This window comes from bacterium, assembly GCA_029210965.1.
GTDB lineage: Bacteria > BMS3Abin14 > BMS3Abin14 > BMS3Abin14 > BMS3Abin14 > JALHUC01.
This window is the reverse complement of the sequence record JARGFZ010000011.1, coordinates 1-18353: the sequence shown is the minus strand read 5'-3', so window position 1 is coordinate 18353 and position 18353 is coordinate 1. Positions and strand designations below refer to the sequence as shown.

Sequence of the window (18353 nt, the reverse complement as noted above, 5' to 3'; positions counted from 1 at the left end):
CCGTTCGTGTGTCAAAAATCTGAAATGTAAAAAAAGTAAAGGAGATTATCATGACAAAGTATACCATCGCGCTGATTATGCTCTTGTTTTTTCCATGCTTTGCTCAGGGCGCAAGCGTAACCCTTAGCTGGAACCCGCCGGTTTTTTCCTGTGACGGGTCTACCCTGGACGATCTGGCCGGGTACGTTGTTCTCTGGGGTACGACCCCTGGAGGCCCCTATCTCAATTAGCATAACGTTGATGATGCCCTGGCTACTTCAGCCAGTATCAACGTGGGTTCGGTAGAAAACATCACCCTGTACTTCACCAGCGTATCAGTGGACAGTTCGGGTAACCGATCTGACGATAATGGCGGATGCGGCCCCAGCAACGAGGTCGCCATTTCCTTTGGCGCAGTTCCACCCAGTCCTCCGACGGGTTTTACAGGTACGATCCAATAAGCACAGATCTTCAATACAAGATGCAATATGCGGGGCGGCCCTTACGGCGGCCCCTCTTTCATTTTCGGGGAGCATGCCGGAATCCAGCCATTCAGGCCGCGGCGACTTGTCACGTCGTAGCTAAAAGCGAAGACGGAAGTTCGACATGTGGGGGCATAGCATTGCCATCAGCGACGCCCCAAGAACGAAGACGGGTGGCATCTCTATAATAACAGACATTGTTTGAACGCAGAGGTCGTCACGCCTCTGGCGTGACAGGCTTCGGGCGCAGCTTGCCACCCATAGCCTTGGCGATGGGTGGAGGAAGGCTTTAGTCTGTTTTAAAACTGACGTCATGCCGGAAGCCAAACAGGTATGTGAACCCGGGAACCAGGACCAGAAAAAGCAGTTGGAAACAGAATGTGCAGTTAAGAAAGGGGTGGGGCGTTACTTTGTTACAAGGGACAGAAGTTCGCTGTCCTTCTTTATCTTGTCGATCACGACTTCACGCATAAGCCCGAAAGCCGCTAGAATTTTAGGGTTTGACACCGAAAAGACCAGACCTTCAGATGTGCGTTCTCCTTTAATGATGCCTTTACGGCGCATGAAGGAGGTCTGCTGAGTAAGGGTGACCTTGTCCAGTTCGGTTATCTCAAGAAGTTTCTTGTAAGTTATTTTCTTGTCCCAGATCGATTCCAGTATGAGGAGCCGCTTGGGGTTACCGAAGGTTTTACAGGCTTCGGCCTGAATATTTCTCAGCTCTTCCAACTTGAACTCGGGCATGTGTTTATTCTCCCAGGTTGATATAGGAGTATTATCTGTCTCTTCGATGATTTATACACTTAAGTGCACTGTTAATAAAGTTATGAAAAAAGGGGGGAGAAATAAACCTCCCCCCCTTTTGCTTTATCAGTTTACGTGGATCAGTTCATGGGGTCCTTTTTGTAACCGAGGGCCTTCCAGTCCATCCGTCCCTCGTCACCGTGACAATCAAGACAATCCAGTGAATCTTCAGCTGGCGCTACCATGTGATTGATCTTCCAGTACATGACCGTATTGGTCCAGCCGTACTCGCCGCTATAGGGCTGTCCTACGGCTTCCATGCCCAGCCTGGCGGTCTGGTTCCAGTCGTAGGTCTTCCAGTAACCGCCCTTGCCGAACAGTTTGGGAACGATGAGGGTCTTGTTCTTGAGGTCGTACTGCTGGCGTCCTTCCATGACCTTGAAGGGGAAGATCTTTGAGTCCTTATCCTTCTTTTTCCCGATGGGCCAGCTTAGAGAGGTAACCTCTTCGGGATCGATCTTGTCGCCCAGGGTGTAGACCCCAGCCTGTCCATTATACCAGGCATAGGCGGGCACGATGTTTTTAGCCCAGCGGAAGCTGCCCTTCTTCTTTTGATATGTGGGCATGCCGTTGGCGTCGGTTTCAGGATCCCTGTCCTCGCCGGCTGTTGACCAGTCCCAGAATACCTTGGTGGGGAACTCTCGGGCAAAGCTGGGTATGTGACAGGTCTGGCAAGCCACCCTGGAAATGTGTTTGTTGAGGCGACCTTCACTGTGGGGTACCCCATCGTGACAGGCGGAGCAGTCCAGGTGGTTGAAACCGCTGGGGGAAACCACCAGGGCGTTGCCCTTGATCTGATGGTCTTTAGCTTCGTGGCAGCCCTGACAGCTCATGTCCTGCCCATCAGGAGACATGTGAACATCCAGATCCAGGGAGGGGCTGCCCATGGAGCTGTCCAGATCCCCATGCTTGACCTTGTCACCGCCGCCGCCGTAGAAGTGGCAGGATCCGCAATTGATCCGTGATGGGGTGCCAACGTTCCGGGCTACCTTAAGCAGATCCACGTCGTCATTGGGCATGCCTGCGCCCATGGGGTTTTTCTTGTAGCTGCCGGTAGTGTCGTGGCACACGAGGCAGTCCACCCTTGTTTTGTCGGTGAAGTCGAAAGAAGCGTCCTTCCAGCCGTATCCGATGTGACAGCTGGTGCATCGGGGTTCGTTGGAGGTCACCGCGACGCAGAAGTTATTGATGACGTTCTTCTTCCCTCTGTCCACGGTGCCGCTGCCTTCGATCTTCTGCTTAACGGTCCAGGTCCAGTGGGATGTCTTCATGACATCCATGGCCTGATCATCGTGGCACTGGAGGCATGCCTTGGTCACCTCAGGGCCGCTGGCAAAGGGGCCTTCGATCTTGCTGTGATCGTAGGCTGCCCAGCCTGCTGCCGGTACGAGGAGAACCGATAATACGGCCAGTACCGAAACGGTTCGTACTATTTTTGTGTACATGAGCCTTTCTCCTTTCTGGCTATGCTGCAGTATTGTTTTGCTAATTAGATAAATTAAAAAGTTAATTAAACAATTAACTATTGGCGTTTTTATCCTATGCAGGGAATGATTGTCAAGAAGTTTCACAAGGTTAAAAGCCGTGATCCGCGATCCGCTTGCCGCGGCGTAGCTGAAAGCGAAGACGGGTGAACTGTGATCCGTGAACCGTGATCGGTAGAAGTGAAAGTAGAAGTAGAAATGGAGGGGGGGAAGGAAAACAGGGCGCAGGGCGTTTAGAGCCGGAGCCAGAATCCAGGAGCCAGTAGCCAGGAGGAGAGGCAGGGCGAAGGGAGGGGTGCGTACCCTGCGTTAAAGCTTTTATCGTACTTTATAGGAATACCACCCGTCTTCGTTCTTGGGGCGTCGCTGATGGCAATGCTATGCCCCCACATGTCGAACTTCCGTCTTCGCATTCAGCTTCCGTCGTCGCCTTGGCTATGCCGTGACCGGTCGCCGTGACAGGCTGGCTATTCAAGTTTTCACCTGGATACCTAGTTACAGTTCTTCCGCCTTTCCCCCGTGTCTCCGCGTCATCGCGTCTCCGCGTCAGGCGGTCTTTCCCTGACACTCCGATACCCCGATACTCCGACACCCCCATACCGTTCCTCAGTCCGGGTATGGCACCACCTTCCCGTCCCATGTGATAATGGCCTGCTCCGGGGTGCCTGGAAAGAGGATCGAAGTGTGGGTCGGGAAGACTTTTCCCTGGCCGTCAGGCAGGTCCACAACAAAGGTGGGCAAGGCCATGGGAGAGGTTCTTCTGTGCAGTTCTTCCATGATCCTGACACCTGTCATGAGAGGGGTGCTAAAGTGCCTGGTTCCCCTGACTGCATCCATCTGGAACAGATAGTAGGGTCTTACCCTCATCAGGAGCAGTTCCCTGAAAAGTTTTTCCAATGTATCGGGGTCGTCGTTGATGCCCCCCAGAAGGACGGTCTGGTTACCCAGAGGGATCCCGGCATCGGCAAGAACTCTGCAGGCTTCCCTGGACTGGGTGGTTATCTCGGCGGGGTGATTAAAGTGGGTATGAATGTACAGGGGCGAAAAGCCGCCGAGCAAGGCTGCAAGATCAGCCGATACCCTTTCCGGATATGCGGCCGGGACTCGTGTTCCGATCCGAAGGATCTCCACATGGGGGATATCCCTGATCTCTGAAAGGATCTGATCCAGCCGTTCATTTTCCAGCATGAGGGGGTCGCCGCCCGATAGAAGCACGTCTCTGATCCCGGGATGCTTTTTTATGTAATCGATCCCCTCCCGAACTGTTTCATCAGTAACGCGCAGTGACCGGCCTACTTTTCTTTTCCTGGTGCAGAACCGGCAATAGATAGGGCAGCGATCGGATATGAGCAGGAGCACTCTGTCCTGGTAGCGATGGGTCAGGTTTGGTACAGGGGAGTAAAGATCCTCGCCCACGGGATCTTCAGCCATCATCTCATTGTCGGGCGATAACTCCTCAATGTCGGGCATCACCTGCCTGACGATCGGTGTTCCAGCGATACTGGCCAGTTCATTGTAGTAGTCGTTTATCAGTGCAGGGTATCTGGCCGTGACCTTCTTAATATCTTTCTTCAAATCTTTAGTAAGCATGTTTATCCGGGATTATTTTTTTCAGATCTGCTTGCCATAGCGATTGCAGGCAGAAGTTTTATCCATATTCGAAATTCGGCCAGCCTCTCCCTGTAGCAGAATTTCGAATCTCGGGGTTGACTTTACTTCAAGAATGAGCAATTTACCATAGTCCCCTGTAGTGGTCGGACCATTTGACAGGATGTTTAACCGCAGAGAGTTTTGAGTAATTAAAGGTGCACAGTAGTATGTGCAGGGGACGTTGGCTTACCTGAATATCCTTTATTATCGGTATCCTGACTGCTTTCTCTCCGGATAAATTATCAGTGCCATACGAACTCGGCGGGTTCGCTCGTTCGGTTTCGCCCTAGTCCCGGGATGAAGCAGCTTCTCATAAAGGACTTGCGAAGGGTGACCGGCAGGCACTATACTTTCCTTATCCTAATAGTTTCGAGGTTTGCAAATTGGTGATCAGTGCTCGTGACTTGACCAAACTTGAATCCCCTGAGCGAAAGTCTCTCCAGAACATAGACGATTTCCTTGGTCTGGTGCGCAGCTTGCGTTGGCGGACCTGTGCGGATATCGGGTGCGGGATTGGGTACTACACACTTCCCATTGCCGAACAGTGGAGAAATTCACGTAAGGTTATCGCCGTGGATCGCAGTACACCCGTGCTGGAGGAACTGGATAAGCGTGTGGACAATCTGGAACTGACCAATGTCCAGATCCTCCAGACCGTGAGCGACAGGATCCCTATCGAGGATGCGTCCATTGACCTTGTTAACCTCGGTAACGTTTATCATGAGGTTAAAGGACGCCTGGCTTTCCTCAAGGAGGTCCACCGGATCCTGAAACCTGGGGGTACCCTGCTTCTCATCGACTGGGACCCGGAGGAGGATCTGGGAGTAGGCCCCCCCATCGGCGATCGTATATCCAGGGAGCACGTTCTGCAGAACCTGGGGTTTGCCGGGTTCGTCAATGTGAAAGACCACTTCGTGTTCGTTGGTCACTACGCGCTGACAGCGAAGAGGGTGGGACGTAAGTAGAGGATCGGAATAAAGAAGGAGGAATGTGGAATTGTGAAGTAGAGCAAGCGGCGCAGAGCCGCTTTGTTTTTGTAATTTTCTCCCACCTTCCACTTTCCTCATTCACTTTTCGGTTTGAATTTAAAGCTCGCAGGGTCGTTGCTTTCACCTATCACTCGTAACGGCTTACCCATCACCAGACTTTACCCCGTGTCTCCCCTTCACCGTGTCGAAAGCCTGTCACGCCAGAGGCGTGATGTCGCCGATTTCCTCATTGCCGATCCTCATTTGAGGATAGACTTGACCACCCGCTCCCACTCCTCCGGTTCGTGAGTCAGCCACGCCATGTTTCCATGAGGATCACCTACTCCTTTGATCTTCAGTGAGAGCACAGGAATGTTATAGGCCATATCACCATACCGGTCCATAAGGGTGACCTCGGCGATGGTTTCCCTTGGCAATGTGATGGCCCGGCGCGGGAACCAGGGGAGAAAAATAACCCGGCTGTCTGAAACTGCCAGGACACCGCTGGTCCTGGGGGGCAGGTTGGGACCTGGGAAGTCAGCTCCAAGGAAACTGACGTTGTCGGTCATCTTGAGGATGTTCTCGCCTGCCAGAGCATTTTTGGTTGCTTTAACGGCGCTCTTGCGGAGGAGAGCAGCCATGCCCTTGAGGCCAAGCATAAGAAGGACCCAGCCTCCACCAGCGACAGCTATTATGATAAGGAATGTATTCATGGGAGGAAGATAGCAGATGAGGCTTCAGAATGCAGTACCTGGAATTCAGGCGACATGGAGACAGGAATAACATCGTGTGTGCGTGGAGCGTGTATTTGTAATACCATCAGATCTAACTCATTCTAGCCATACGCACCTACGAGCATTCCCAACCTGGGATCTGGAATTTCAAAATATGTAGACTCCATAACGGGTGATATTATTTTGGCAGGTGGCGAAGACAGGACGGAAGGAGCATCCGACTGACCGACCTGGTGAAAGGGCGAAACTACAGAATGTAGAACACAGAACGAAGATGGGTCATCGCGCTTGTCCGCCGTAGCCTTGCTGGATCGGCGAAGGCGGGTTCTCATCCGGGCTGACTTGAAATGGCCTGCCACGAGCAAATAAAAAAACTCGCCATATCATGGCGAGCTTTTTATGCGTCGAGTGGTGCCGAAGCCCGGAATCGAACCGGGATGGGGTTACCCCCGGGGGATTTTGAGTCCCCTGCGTCTACCAGTTCCGCCACTCCGGCACGGGCGCTATTATAGGAAAGATCGAGGGAAGTGGGAAGAAGAAAGCAGGGGAAACAACAGTTCCTGTGAAAACGGTTAAAGCTGATTTACCATAGCGCTGCCATTTGTAGACAGCACCACAGGGTATAACCTGAAAGGTTAAACATGAAAATTCTTCCACTTTTTACCGTCATTCCGGACGCGATGAAGTCGTGAGCCGGAATCCATGCCGCACCTGTCATTGCGAGGAGCGTCGTGAGGGGCGAGGGCGACGCGGCAATCCCGGTGCCGAGATCGCTTCATCACGCTGTGGACGTGATTCGCGATGACAGAAACGGTTGTCATTCCGGACCGAATAATAGTCACCTTTCCATATCCTTCCACCCCCTGGTGAGGGGGCTAATATTGTCCACATCCATCTTCTTCCCCCTCCCTCCATTGCCCATTGCCTGGTGCCTATTGCCCCATTTCCATTATTTTCTCAGTGACCTCTGTGAGCTCTGTGGTGAATAAGCCTTCCGGGTTTTGGCGTGAGATCGCCCATACACGCATTATCCTGAAAATCCATAAAAATGAAATTGTAAGATAAATCATGTAATATTGTTTACAAATAGGATGCTTTTTTACACAATAGCCCGTAAGTTTATAGTATTTTACTAATTCTAACAGAGGTGAAACGTACTGTAGGCTTTCTTCCCATGCCAAACGACCCGCAAATCAGAAAAGTTAACGCCGTCATGGTCATCGAGGATGATCCGATGGTACGAAAACTTCTTCAGGCAGGTCTTGAAGAAGGCGGTCGAAAGCTGTTCATGGCTGCGAGCTGTGAAGAAGCCTTTGCCCAGATCGATTCGGGATCAGTGCCGGAGATAATCCTCCTGGACCTTTCTCTGCCGGGGATGGGCGGTATAGAGTTCCTGAAGGTCGTTCGTCAACGTTACCCTTTGATCAGGGCTATCGTCCTGTCAGCTGACGATGGAGTGGACACCATCGTTGAAGCCATGAGGCTGGGGGCGCTGGATTTTATTCCTAAGCCGTTCAAGCTGGAAAATGTGCGTATCGCAGTTAACGAGGCGCTTCAGTATCGCCAGCTCCAGGTGGAGATCGACCGGGGCCAGCAGCGCAACGCTTTTCACGACGATGCGTGTTTCCTGTACACAAGCAGCGCCATGGCGTCGATCATGGAAACTATTCAGCGGGTCGCCTCCACCACTGTTCCGGTGCTCATAACCGGGGCGAGCGGGGTGGGTAAGGAGTTGGTGGCTCGGGAGATCCATCAGCGTTCGGACCGGAGAAATGGTCCCTTTGTGAAGGTGAACTGCGCGGCCTTGCCTGCTAATTTGCTGGAGGGAGAGCTTTTCGGGTTTGAGAAGGGTGCCTTTACGGGCGCGGTTAAATCCAAACCGGCCAAATTCGAAAGGGCAAACGACGGTACATTTTTTTTAGACGAGATCGGCGAACTGGAACTGGAACTCCAGTCAAAACTCCTTCACGTTCTCCAGGATGGGAGTTTTACAAGGCTTGGCAGCAACAGGATGCTCAAATCCAGGGCGAGGATGGTTGTCGCCACCAACCGTAATATAGAGAGTGCGGTCAATAAGGGTGAGTTTCGTTCCGATCTGTATTATCGGCTCAACGTCATCCGGATCCACGTTCCTCCCCTGTGTGAGCGCCCCTCGGACATCATGGTCCTTGCCGACCATTTCCTTCATCGCACCAATCAGAAGTTCGGAAAGAGTGTGGAATTTGACGATGAGACAAGATATTATCTCCTGAGGCACCGGTGGCCTGGTAACGTCAGAGAGCTTGAAAACGCTGTGAGCAGATACGTGGTTCTGGGTAAGCTGGGCAGCGGGTTTGAACTTGCCGGAGCGCCCCGGATCGAACTTCCTGAATCTGTTGAAAAGCCGGACAGTACCCTGGATCCTGATGTGGGATCAGCTCCAGAGAAAATCGAAGGTTCTGAAGTAAACCAGAAGCACCCTCACGAGGGCATGCCCCTGAAAGAGATAGCCCGAATTGCGGCCCGCAAAGCGGAGAGGAAGGCTATCCTCAGTGTTCTTGAGGCCACCCGGTGGAACCGATCCAGGGCGGCCCTGATCCTCAAGATCAGTTACAAGGCTCTCCTCTACAAGATCAAGGATTGTGGTATTGTGATACCCTAGCAGCGTGTCGGGAAACCGTCCCACGCTGCTAGATATGTTTGCCGGAAGGCGTGTCCTTTAATAAAGGTGATTCTAACTGCTTAATTTACCCGGCCTTTTAAGAACGCTATTTTCCGGCAAACTCCAGCTAGGAGCCTGAATGGGGTTCTCCGACAGGCTCCTAGTTTTTGGGTAAAATTGTTCCTAGTGGGAAAATATTTACACATATATACATAAGTATATCTCATTACACCCCTTTCACGACTATCAAGTAGGACCCAGCTTCCCTCATAAGCCCCCTTTCCAAGCCATATGTAAAAGTTTTCACTATAGTGGCATACATCTTGCCTTATAATCATCTCCAACTGCTACCTGCTCGGATGAAAACGGAAGATTATAACCGGATAAAACTCGGAAAGGAGAGATCCTGAAATTGAGGATACTCGTGGCGGGGCCACAAAAAGAGACGGCTGAGTATAGATCCTGGATAATGGAAAAGTTTCCCGGGGAGATCCAACTGCTGGAGAACTTTGATCATCTGGACTCCACACTGGGGAGCAGCGTCTGGAATCTCTTGATCCTCGACCACACCAACTGCGATTTCCGGGTTGAGGAGCTCATCCGGTCATTGAAAATGGAGCATCCGACCCTCCCTGTCATCGTCATCTGTGGAGATACCGCCCAGGACGCTATCGAGGTCATGCGGCTGGGTGTTGCGGATTACCTGATAAAGCCGGTGAGAAAGGACCGTTTATTCTCAAGTGTTCAGGGGATCCTGGATGTTGACCGCCGCAAAAGGGGGCCAGAGGAAGCACTGGAGTCTGGTTCTAAAGAGGAGGAGAACGATCGGGAGCCTCTTCCATATGAGGTTATTTTTGAAGGGTCCGCAAAAATGGCCGCTGTGGGTCAGGTGGTGGACAAGATCCTGGATGTTGATCTCCCGGTTCTTATTACGGGGGAAAGCGGGACCGGCAAGGAGATCGTAGCCAAATACATCCACGGTAAATCCAGTCGCAAGGGCCCTTTCATCAAGGTGAACTGCGCTGCCATTCCTTCGGAATTGCTTGAAAGTGAACTTTTCGGATATGAACGCGGCGCTTTTACGGGCGCCTATCGCCGCAAGCCCGGGAAGTTCGAAGCGGCTGATGGGGGGGTTCTGTTCCTGGACGAGATCAGCGAACTTTTCTATCCCCTTCAGTCCAAGCTGCTCCACGTTCTTCAGGATGGGACGGTTACCACACTGGGTTCCACAAGGGAAGTGAAGGTAGATGTCCGTATCATTGTTGCCACCAATCAGGACCTTGAAGAGTGCGTTCAAAGAGGATCTTTCCGTGACGACCTGTTCTTCCGTCTCAACGTTGTCCATATCAATGTGCCTCCGCTCCGCGAACGTCTCAGGCAGCTGGAAACTCTTATCGACTATTTCAGGGACAAGTTCGCGCGGCAGTACAACAAAACTCCGGTCCACCTGGACGACGACGCGAAAAACTTTCTTTTCAACTATCGGTGGCCCGGCAACATACGGGAACTGGAGAACACCATTCGTCGGGCAACGGTATTGGGAGGCGCAAACCTCCGGGGGCACATGAACGGTCTGGATCAGATAACGACAGCCCAGCATCCGGATCAATTTCCGGTTCCTTACAACAAAGCCGATCTTCCAGGCGCCTATCCACCAGGCACCCTTCCACCAGGCACTCTTCCAAAAGACACCTATCCAAAAAGCACTAATCCAACAAATAACCCTTTTCCAGCAGACGCTGCCCTGGATCAAAGCTCTCCCAAAATCTCTGGTAACGATGAAAACACAGTTTTCCCCAATGGTCTTAACCTGAAGGAGATCGCCAAGGAGGCTGCTCTTGCTGCCGAAAGGGAGGCCATTGCCAGGGTTCTGCAGCAGACGCGTTGGAACAGGAAAAAAACGGCGCAGATCCTCAGTGTCAGTTACAAGACTCTGCTCACCAAGATCAAGGAGACGGGACTCGATGAAAACTAGAAAGGGAAAAGCGGCACTGGCAGCCTTACTGACCCTGTTCTTTTGCGGAGCATTACTTGTGAGTGTCCCGTCTGCCACTTTTGGCAAGGAGAAAGTTCCGGCGGCACGTAATAAACCCGCTGGGGATTACCAGCTGGGAGCCGGCGACCTCATCCAGGTAGTCGTCTGGAAAAATGAAGAGGTTTCAGGAGAGTTTCGGGTTCGGCCTGACGGCAAATTCTCCATGCCCCTTATCGGAGACATCCTTGCCCAGGGCAACACCACCGATGGCACCAGCATGCAGATCGAGCAGAAACTAAAGCTTTTCATCGAAGCACCCTATGTGAGCATCATTGTTGTGGAGGCTGCCTCCAACCGGATCTACATTCTGGGGGAGGTGACCAACCCTGGAACCTACGCCATTGATGGATCCCTGACGGCGCTCCAGGCTCTGGCCCTGGCGGGCGGTTTTACCGAGTTCGCCAGCAGGGAGAAAATGGTCCTGGTCAGGGGGGTGGGTGAGAGCCAGAGGAATATCCCCTTGAGCTACACGAAGATGCTCAGGGAACCGGATGTTAAGTTCAACCCGGTTTTAGAGCGCGGGGACACGCTGGTTGTTCCGTGAGATGAAGAATAAATGCAAAGCCGGCAGGGGCATGACCATGTGCCTGGTGTGTGCGATGGTTTTGGGAGTGGCTGATATGGCGACAGCTCTGGATTTTCAGCTTTTGGGTCGCAGCAGGTTGACTGTGAGCGACAACATCGACCGGGCGCCTGTTGGCCAGGAAATAGAGGGGTACCTGCTCACAATGGAAGGTGATCTCAATATTTCGGGGGAGCCGGGCACAGGTACGGTGAACTTCCTCGCGGGAGGGGGAGTGGAGACCCGGAAGAGTGATGATTTCAGCAATTCGGACAATTACCGTTTCCGGCTGAACATGAGGTTCCCCTGGGCCACCACAGGTTATGTGGAAGGGTCGGCGAACTTCTCGGAAGAGACGGAAAATCCGGAGCTTGGGGACATCAACCAGGGGAGGCTTCGAACCAGGAGATCCAATGTGAGTGTTGGCGCCGGGCGAAGGTCTTCACAGACCTTCCAGTGGCACGGAAATGTCGATGCCAGAACCCAGCGCAATATCGATCTTGACCTGGAGGAAACCCGGGGAGGCCTTGGTTGGGGCCTGACTTTGAACCGGAGACGTTCCCTCACTATTGATGTAGGATATCACGAAGGTTCGGATGCCGTGGAGGCAGACTCCTGGACCGGATCTTCCCTGAGTTTCAATATGACGAATCAAACGGATCGATCGACCTCCACAGGCTACCGTCTCGATTGGGAAAGCTCGCAGCTGGAAAGATCTGATGGAGCGAGGGAACATTCCAATATGGTCAGTGTGGTAGCCCTTTACGTTGTTGAAATGTCCACCGACTGGACCTTCACCAGCGAAGTGGGGGTGGACGGGATCAAGCCCATCGTGGATGAAAGGCGTTGGGAGCCCAGGGTTGAATTAGGTGTTACGGGCTTGCCGGACAGGCGTGTTCAGTTCGACAGCTCCCTGTCTGTTTTCTCTTCTATTCGGGACCCGGAAGAAGGGGATGTTGCCTGGACCAGGGCAGGCCAGATCCAGGCTGGTCTGATGTGGAACCTTACCAGCGCCTATTCTGTGGAACCTCGCATTCAGTACCGTTATGCCGAGGTGTACGGCAACGCTGCCGCTGACAGGACAGACATAACCTGGTTTTTTGAGTTGGCAATGAGCTGGTCGCCCTCAAGGACCTTGAGCCTGGAGGCTGCCGCTGTGAGCGAAACGATAGACAGTACGGAGGCCTTCCGGGATCTTTCCGAAAACAGGCTGGACCTCACGCTGTCGGCGGCTTTCTTTTAAGGGAAGTTATCAGGACATGAAACCGGAAATGAGATGAAGGAACTTTTAGATGCCCCCTGAAGAGTCAACGAACGAACTGCAAAGGGTCTTCGAGATCGCCTGGAGACGCAAGTGGATCATCCTGGTCCCCTTTGTGTCTATTTTCCTCCTGGTGACCTTGTGGGCCCTCTATCAGCCCAACTTGTACAGGAGCAGCTCTTCCATGTTCGTGGAGGCCCAGGAGGTTCCCGCTGACTATGTGCGGTCAACCATAACCGACGACATCCAGACACGCATGAGATCCATCAACCAGCGGCTGACCAGCCGGACAAAGCTGCTCACCGTTATTAAGAAGCTCGATCTTTACCCCGAGCTCGTGGAAAAGGGTGCTCCCAGCGAGGTGCTCGTGGCCGCCATGCAGAAGGACCTGGAGGTGGAGATTCCCACCAACCGGAGGGACGCCAACTTCTTCGTGGTCCACTTTGTCCACCGTGACGCCACCAAGGCCATGCTGGCGGTCTCCAACCTGGTATCCCTGTTCGTGGAAGAGAGCCTGCAGGTCCGGGAGCTCCAGGCCGAGGGCACCACGAAGTTCATCGAAGATGAGTTGGAAAAGCTCAAAACCATCCTCGAGGAGCAGGAGCAGGCGGTGCAGAGCTACAAGGCGAGGTACATGGGGGAGCTTCCCGATCAGCTGGACGCAAACCTCAGGATGCTCGACAACCTCCAGCTTCAGCTTACCAGCAACCAGGAGTCCCAGCGTGAGCTGGACGGCAGGCTCATGATGCTGGAGCAGGAGATAAGCCGCCTGGAGGGGGAAATGGATGCGGCCAACTCCATTTCCACAGGGGAAGGGGAGGCTCCCGTCACCAGCACGACCCTTAACCAGTTGGTCGCCCGGCGGGACGCCCTTCGTCAGCGCATCGCCAACATGGAGTCCATGTACACAGACCAGCACCCCGACCTTCTGGCCGCGCGCCGGGAACTGTCTCGCGTGGAGAACAGTCTGAAGTCGGCCAGGGAGGAACTGGCCATGGTTCAGCCCTCCTCCCGGGCCCCGGTGATTGTAGCACCTGGCCCCGGGTACTCCATGGAGCTTAACAACCTTCGCCGCCAGCTCACCGAGATCAGGCCCCGTCTGGCTTCCCTTCAGCAGGAGGAGACGGCACTGCACGGGAGGATCACCCAGTACCAGCGGCGCGTCGAGGCGGCGCCCCGGAGAGAGCAGCAGCTGACCCAGCTAACCAGGGATTACGAGAACACCAAGACGAGCTACGAGGACCTTCTCAACAAGAGGATGGAAGCCCAGATGTCCGAGAACCTGGAAAAGCGCCAGAAAGGCGAGAAGTTCCAGATTTTAGACGCGGCCAATTTTCCGGAAAAACCGTACCTTCCCAACCGACCCAAAATCATGGCCATGGGTTTTGCCGGGGGCATGGGCGCCGGCATGGGGCTGGCCCTTCTCCTCGAAGCGCTTTTTCCGGCCTTTTACTCTTTAAAACAGGTGCAGCTGCAGGTAAGCGACATGCCCATCGCCTTTGCCATCCCGCACATCTCCAGCCAGGCAGAGCGTACCCGGAGCAGGCGCAGGGCAGCGGTGGGGTTGCTCCTTTTCGTGGGAGTCTCTGGTTTGTCGATCTATCTCCTCAACCGCTATGTGGTTGACCTGGGAGAGTTCATGAATGTGGTCAAAACCAACGTGAAGGGGATGCTGTAATGGGTGATCACGATCTGGGCAAAGCTGTGTCCGAGACCATCAAGCTATATAACCTGGGCGGCGACAGTTACGAAAGCGGCGGCCGGGTTATCGCGAACATTGACAAGAAGCGTATTGATGAACGGCTGGTGGTATATCATCGCCCCCGTTCCATGGAGAGCGAGTATTTCCGGTTTTTAAAGTCGCGCGTGGAGCAGGAGTTTGGAAGCGGCGATAAGGGAGCAAAGGGCAGGGTGATCATGGTCACCGGTCCCAACCTTGGTGCCGGGAAGACCACCTGTGCCATCAATCTGGCCCTTGCCTTTGCCCGCTCCCACGGGGGGCAGACCCTCTTCATGGATGTGGACTCGCGCCGGGCCATGAGCAGGAAGTACCTGGGGATCATGGAAGAAAACCTGCCGGGCTTTACCGATGTTCTGAACATGAAGGCAAGGGCCGGCCAGGTGCTAGTCAACAGCGGCATGTTCGACATGGTCTACTTCCCTTCGGGGCAGTTCAGTGAATCGTTCCTGGACCACCTCAGCAGCCAGGAGCTGGCAGTGCTCCTGGACAACCTTCGCCGAAGGTTCAAGTACATCATCATTGACGCGCCCCCCGCCTTCCCCATGCCTGAAGCGGCAGTCATTGCCCCGCATTGTGACGGAGTTTTTATCGTTCTGAGGGCTGGCCGGGACGGCCAGGGGGACCTCATCCAGGCTCAGGAAGCGCTGGAAGGGGCCAACATCATGGGGGTTATCCTCAACGCCGTTAAAAAAACCCCGGGGCAGAGGTATGGGGCCTACGGATATTACGGCAAACGTTAATTTCACAGCTGCGGAATTAACGTCTGGGAGAAAGCAGATGAGCGATAACAACAAAAATAAATACGCTCTGACTCAAGATCCTGAGGAAGAATCAGGTCTTCCAGCCATTTTTTCCCCGGAGACTGATGGGAAAAAATGGTACGTGGTGCGGAGCAAGCCCCGGTACGAGGCGGTTTGTGTGGGTGAGCTGTCAAAGGCCGGGTTCGAGGCCCTTTGCCCCATGGGGATGGACTACCGCTGGCGCCGCCGACGGCAGGAGACTGTTCCCCTGTTTCCAGGCTACGTTTTCAGCCGGTTTCGCTACGAGGATGACTTTCACAAGGTCCGGTGGCTGCGGGGTGTCCTTCACCTGGTGCAGTTCGGTGAGGCGCCGCCCCCTGCGGTGGATGACGATATCATGCGGTTTTTCGCTGAGAATATGAACGAAGATGGAATAATTGAAACAGATCCGGGACTTCTGCCCGGCGACAAGGTTGAGTTTCTCACTGAGTCCATGAGGGGCCTGGTGGGCACGGTTCTCAGGATCGATTCGGCCGAGAAGAGAGTCCACGTGCTCATGGACCTGCTCTATCAGGCGACGATCAAGGTGCCTATCTATCAGGTTCAGCAGGTTCAGGCTTTATAGAAAGGGTTTGAAGCCGAAACCTCAAGCAGCAGGGTCTAACAGCAGTGAAGCTGATGGAAGTTTATAGAAACACCACATAGCAGTACGTAGTCACCAGGTTAGAAAGATTTGAATTTACTGCAACATACCATTTTTTCCAGGCCGGCGGGTGCACGGTATGGCGGAGCCATGCCTGCCAAAGGCACCAGCCTTTGACAGGAGTCCAAAGCCCAACGTCCAAAGTCCAAAGAGGGAAGTACGGGGTATTGTCATTGCGAGGCTATCGATTGCGCCGAAGCAATCCCGGGATCACTTCGCACGGGAAATGGCTCGCAATGACATTCGCTTTAGTCATCGCGCTTGTCCACCATAGCTTTCTTGTCCGCCATAGCTCGAAGAGCGACGGTGGAAGCGAAGGTGGAATCCGTCCCCTGTGTGACTTGTCCGCCATAGCTCAAAGAGCGACGGTGGAAGCGATCCCGGTTACTATAAAAGGCGACGTTGTTTTAACGCAGAGGACGCAAAGGACGCAGAGGAAACCGGTAAACTTGGTAAACGCCAGTTACAATGAGGGCGATGTTTTTAACCACTGAGTTTTCGCGCCTCTGGCGTGACGAGCATAGACAGGCGGAGAAAATCTGATTCTGGGAAAACCTCCTCAAATGTCATTCCGGGCGAAGACCCGGAATCCACATCCAAAATTACGGTAGCCAGGAATTTTGGATGGGTAAAATATTACATATATTGCCACTCACACCTGACTATAGGTAATTGTTTTCCCACTTTGAGGTTGCAGTATTAAGTTGTTGAATTCAATCCAGATCCGCAGGTTTCCAACCCATTGATATTAAGGGTTTTTATTGAGATGAGTAATTTCCGGATGTTGGCATGCTTCTTGTTAATAGAATAGGACAAACCGGTCTTGGGGTGCAGGATCTACGAGATGAGATTTAGGGGAAGTTTAAGCGGTTCCTGTTCGGGACGATCCCCAAACTTCAGCACGAATTTCAGTAAGAATTTCAGTAAGAACCTTATTACAGAAAGTGGACCTATCTAAAATGGCTTTGGGTATTCTCAAAAAGGTGTTCGGAAACGGAAACGGCCAGGGAGGCGAACTCCTGCTGCCGGCCGACCAGTTCCGAACCCTGATCCTGCACGAGTGCGCCCGATGCGACCGGAATGCCCACGCTTTTTCCCTCATTCATATCGACCTGCGGGGCAGTAACGGTGATAATGTTAAGAGCCGGGGTCCTGCTGTCCGCCAGTTGTCAAGAACCCTGGTTCAGCGCATGCGCACCACCGACGAGATCGGGTGGCTGGACGGGCACAGTATCGGTGTCTTCCTCCCCGAGACCGGCATGGACGGTGCCCGAAGTCTTGCCAGGGATGCCTGCCAGGGGTTCGCCCACCAGATTTATATCTATCCGTGGCTCAGCAATTTTGGCGATGATATTGATGGCGGCAACTCCCGTCGCAGAGATAATGGCAGGGAAGACAGAAGATGTTCGGAAGAGGGTTCTTTTGAGGGCATCGGCGAAAGTGCTGACAGGGAAGAGCAGTTGACCCTTCATAACGAAAAAACCGCTAAGAATGATACTGCGAGCGAAGCGGCAGTTAATAAGAGTCGTTCGGATTCAACGAAAACTATCGAGGAGTTGGTCATGCCTGACCGCGCTCCTGCATGGAAAAGGGTCTACGACATTATCGGCTCAACGGTACTGCTCATAGCCTTTTCACCGCTTTTAGCCGTGGTAGCTCTTTACATCAAGATCGTATCCCCAGGGCCGGTGTTCTTCCGGCAGGAAAGGATCGGTTACCTTGGCCGCCCCTTCACCATGATCAAGTTCCGCACCATGAGGATGGATTCCGACAACATCAGCGTACACAAGGACTACCTCAAGGAGCTCATCAGCACCGACGGCAAGGCCATGACGAAGCTTGATACCGGAAAAGACAACCGGTTGATCCCTTTTGCCGGGATCCTGCGGAGAGGCTGCATCGACGAACTCCCACAACTGATTAACGTTTTCAAGGGCGATATGAGCCTGGTGGGCCCGAGACCTTGTCTGGATTACGAGGCCCGGGAGTTTGCTCTGTGGCAGCGCAAGCGTTTTCATACCGTTCCTGGTATGACCGGACTGTGGCAGGTGTCGGGTAAGAACCGCCTGACTTTCAAGGAGATGATGCGCCTTGATATCAGGTACGCAAACCGGAAGAACGCGGCCATGGATTTGGCCATATCGTTCAAAACAGTTCCGGCCATATTGGGACAGGTTAAGGATGCGGTGTCTTCAAAGCTTGCCACTGCTTCCCCTGAGCCAGAAGTTCGCATCTCGCGTAAGTGGTCCATAAACGACCTTATCCGCCAGATGTTCCTGTAGAAAAAACTTTCCGCAACCAGATGCATCCGGGATCGCTTCGTCCCGCCCCCTGGCGGGCGGGATGGGGCGGTGAATAATTCATGATCCGTAATCCGTAATCCGTGATCCGCGTGCCACGGCGACACGGTGATACAGGTCATTGCGAGGAGTCGCACCGCTGGTGGACGACGCGGCAATCCCGGTTAAAACAGTTCCCGCAACAACGATGATTTCACCACAGATGGGATGAAGTAGGCCGGTACCACCTGTCAACGGGATGCTAAAATAGCTCCCAACTTTTAACGGGGTCC

The 18353-nt window shown here is 53.4% G+C and carries 15 protein-coding genes and 1 tRNA gene; 10 read left to right on the top strand and 6 right to left on the bottom strand.

Going from position 1 to position 18353, the window contains the following annotated elements; translation table 11 throughout:
• Positions 1-50 precede the first annotated feature (50 nt).
• The gene (locus P1S59_06325; protein ID MDF1525865.1) at positions 51-230 is read left to right on the top strand and encodes a hypothetical protein; all 180 of its coding nucleotides are present in this window, start codon (positions 51-53) and stop codon (positions 228-230) included.
• A 636-nt stretch (positions 231-866) separates the two neighbouring features.
• Here the strand turns inward: P1S59_06325 and P1S59_06320 are convergent.
• From P1S59_06320 to P1S59_06310, 3 genes are all read right to left on the bottom strand, one after another.
• Positions 867-1202, bottom strand: a complete 336-nt coding sequence (locus P1S59_06320) for a winged helix-turn-helix domain-containing protein (GenBank protein ID MDF1525864.1) — start codon at positions 1200-1202, stop codon at positions 867-869.
• 140 nt (positions 1203-1342) lie between these two features.
• On the bottom strand, positions 1343-2707 hold the full coding sequence (locus tag P1S59_06315; protein MDF1525863.1) for a tetrathionate reductase family octaheme c-type cytochrome: 1365 nt from the start codon (positions 2705-2707) through the stop codon (positions 1343-1345).
• A gap of 645 nt (positions 2708-3352) precedes the next feature.
• On the bottom strand, positions 3353-4336 hold the full coding sequence (locus P1S59_06310) for a KamA family radical SAM protein (GenBank protein ID MDF1525862.1): 984 nt from the start codon (positions 4334-4336) through the stop codon (positions 3353-3355).
• Positions 4337-4800: 464 nt separating this feature from the next.
• Between P1S59_06310 and P1S59_06305 the strand changes: the two genes are divergently transcribed.
• A complete protein-coding gene (locus P1S59_06305; GenBank protein ID MDF1525861.1) occupies positions 4801-5361 on the top strand; it encodes a class I SAM-dependent methyltransferase in 561 nt (186 codons plus the stop codon).
• 263 nt (positions 5362-5624) lie between these two features.
• Here P1S59_06305 and P1S59_06300 read toward each other — a convergent pair whose 3' ends face one another.
• The gene (locus tag P1S59_06300) at positions 5625-6023 is read right to left on the bottom strand and encodes a hypothetical protein (GenBank protein ID MDF1525860.1); all 399 of its coding nucleotides are present in this window, start codon (positions 6021-6023) and stop codon (positions 5625-5627) included.
• A gap of 484 nt (positions 6024-6507) precedes the next feature.
• Positions 6508-6594 (bottom strand) — tRNA-Leu (locus P1S59_06295).
• 717 nt (positions 6595-7311) lie between these two features.
• On the opposite strand from P1S59_06295, the gene P1S59_06290 reads away from it, so the two are divergent.
• The 8 genes from P1S59_06290 to P1S59_06255 all read left to right on the top strand — a co-directional run bounded on the left by P1S59_06290 (position 7312) and on the right by P1S59_06255 (position 18063).
• Positions 7312-8739, top strand: a complete 1428-nt coding sequence (locus P1S59_06290) for a sigma-54 dependent transcriptional regulator (GenBank protein ID MDF1525859.1) — start codon at positions 7312-7314, stop codon at positions 8737-8739.
• 469 nt (positions 8740-9208) lie between these two features.
• Positions 9209-10714 carry a sigma-54 dependent transcriptional regulator gene (locus P1S59_06285; protein ID MDF1525858.1) on the top strand — a complete coding sequence of 502 codons (1506 nt, stop codon included), beginning with the start codon at positions 9209-9211 and terminating at the stop codon, positions 10712-10714.
• The gene (locus tag P1S59_06280) at positions 10704-11318 is read left to right on the top strand and encodes a polysaccharide biosynthesis/export family protein (GenBank protein MDF1525857.1); all 615 of its coding nucleotides are present in this window, start codon (positions 10704-10706) and stop codon (positions 11316-11318) included. Before P1S59_06285 ends, P1S59_06280 begins: the two co-directional genes overlap by 11 nt.
• A 1-nt stretch (position 11319) precedes the next feature.
• Entirely contained in the window at positions 11320-12579 is a 1260-nt protein-coding gene (locus tag P1S59_06275; GenBank protein MDF1525856.1) for a hypothetical protein, read from the top strand.
• 49 nt (positions 12580-12628) lie between these two features.
• A complete protein-coding gene (locus P1S59_06270; GenBank protein ID MDF1525855.1) occupies positions 12629-14275 on the top strand; it encodes a GNVR domain-containing protein in 1647 nt (548 codons plus the stop codon).
• Positions 14275-15078, top strand: a complete 804-nt coding sequence (locus P1S59_06265; GenBank protein ID MDF1525854.1) for a CpsD/CapB family tyrosine-protein kinase — start codon at positions 14275-14277, stop codon at positions 15076-15078. Before P1S59_06270 ends, P1S59_06265 begins: the two co-directional genes overlap by 1 nt.
• A gap of 37 nt (positions 15079-15115) precedes the next feature.
• Positions 15116-15703, top strand: a complete 588-nt coding sequence (locus P1S59_06260; GenBank protein ID MDF1525853.1) for a transcription termination/antitermination NusG family protein — start codon at positions 15116-15118, stop codon at positions 15701-15703.
• Between the two features lie 1037 nt (positions 15704-16740).
• Positions 16741-18063 carry a sugar transferase gene (locus P1S59_06255; GenBank protein MDF1525852.1) on the top strand — a complete coding sequence of 441 codons (1323 nt, stop codon included), beginning with the start codon at positions 16741-16743 and terminating at the stop codon, positions 18061-18063.
• A 78-nt stretch (positions 18064-18141) separates the two neighbouring features.
• Here the strand turns inward: P1S59_06255 and P1S59_06250 are convergent.
• The coding region (locus tag P1S59_06250; protein MDF1525851.1) for a hypothetical protein at positions 18142-18353 on the bottom strand (212 nt) is incomplete at its 5' end.

What these genes read in the sequence shown, in the direction of transcription:
- P1S59_06325 (MDF1525865.1), top strand. Translation starts at nt 51, where the DNA reads ATGACAAAGTATACCATCGCGCTGATTATGCTCTTGTTTTTTCCATGC.
- P1S59_06320 (MDF1525864.1), bottom strand. Translation starts at nt 1,202, where the DNA reads ATGCCCGAGTTCAAGTTGGAAGAGCTGAGAAATATTCAGGCCGAAGCC.
- P1S59_06315 (MDF1525863.1), bottom strand. Translation starts at nt 2,707, where the DNA reads ATGTACACAAAAATAGTACGAACCGTTTCGGTACTGGCCGTATTATCG.
- P1S59_06310 (MDF1525862.1), bottom strand. Translation starts at nt 4,336, where the DNA reads ATGCTTACTAAAGATTTGAAGAAAGATATTAAGAAGGTCACGGCCAGA.
- P1S59_06300 (MDF1525860.1), bottom strand. Translation starts at nt 6,023, where the DNA reads ATGCTTGGCCTCAAGGGCATGGCTGCTCTCCTCCGCAAGAGCGCCGTT.
- P1S59_06290 (MDF1525859.1), top strand. Translation starts at nt 7,312, where the DNA reads ATGGTCATCGAGGATGATCCGATGGTACGAAAACTTCTTCAGGCAGGT.
- P1S59_06285 (MDF1525858.1), top strand. Translation starts at nt 9,209, where the DNA reads ATGGAAAAGTTTCCCGGGGAGATCCAACTGCTGGAGAACTTTGATCAT.
- P1S59_06280 (MDF1525857.1), top strand. Translation starts at nt 10,704, where the DNA reads ATGAAAACTAGAAAGGGAAAAGCGGCACTGGCAGCCTTACTGACCCTG.
- P1S59_06275 (MDF1525856.1), top strand. Translation starts at nt 11,320, where the DNA reads ATGAAGAATAAATGCAAAGCCGGCAGGGGCATGACCATGTGCCTGGTG.
- P1S59_06270 (MDF1525855.1), top strand. Translation starts at nt 12,629, where the DNA reads ATGCCCCCTGAAGAGTCAACGAACGAACTGCAAAGGGTCTTCGAGATC.
- P1S59_06265 (MDF1525854.1), top strand. Translation starts at nt 14,275, where the DNA reads ATGGGTGATCACGATCTGGGCAAAGCTGTGTCCGAGACCATCAAGCTA.
- P1S59_06260 (MDF1525853.1), top strand. Translation starts at nt 15,116, where the DNA reads ATGAGCGATAACAACAAAAATAAATACGCTCTGACTCAAGATCCTGAG.
- P1S59_06255 (MDF1525852.1), top strand. Translation starts at nt 16,741, where the DNA reads ATGGCTTTGGGTATTCTCAAAAAGGTGTTCGGAAACGGAAACGGCCAG.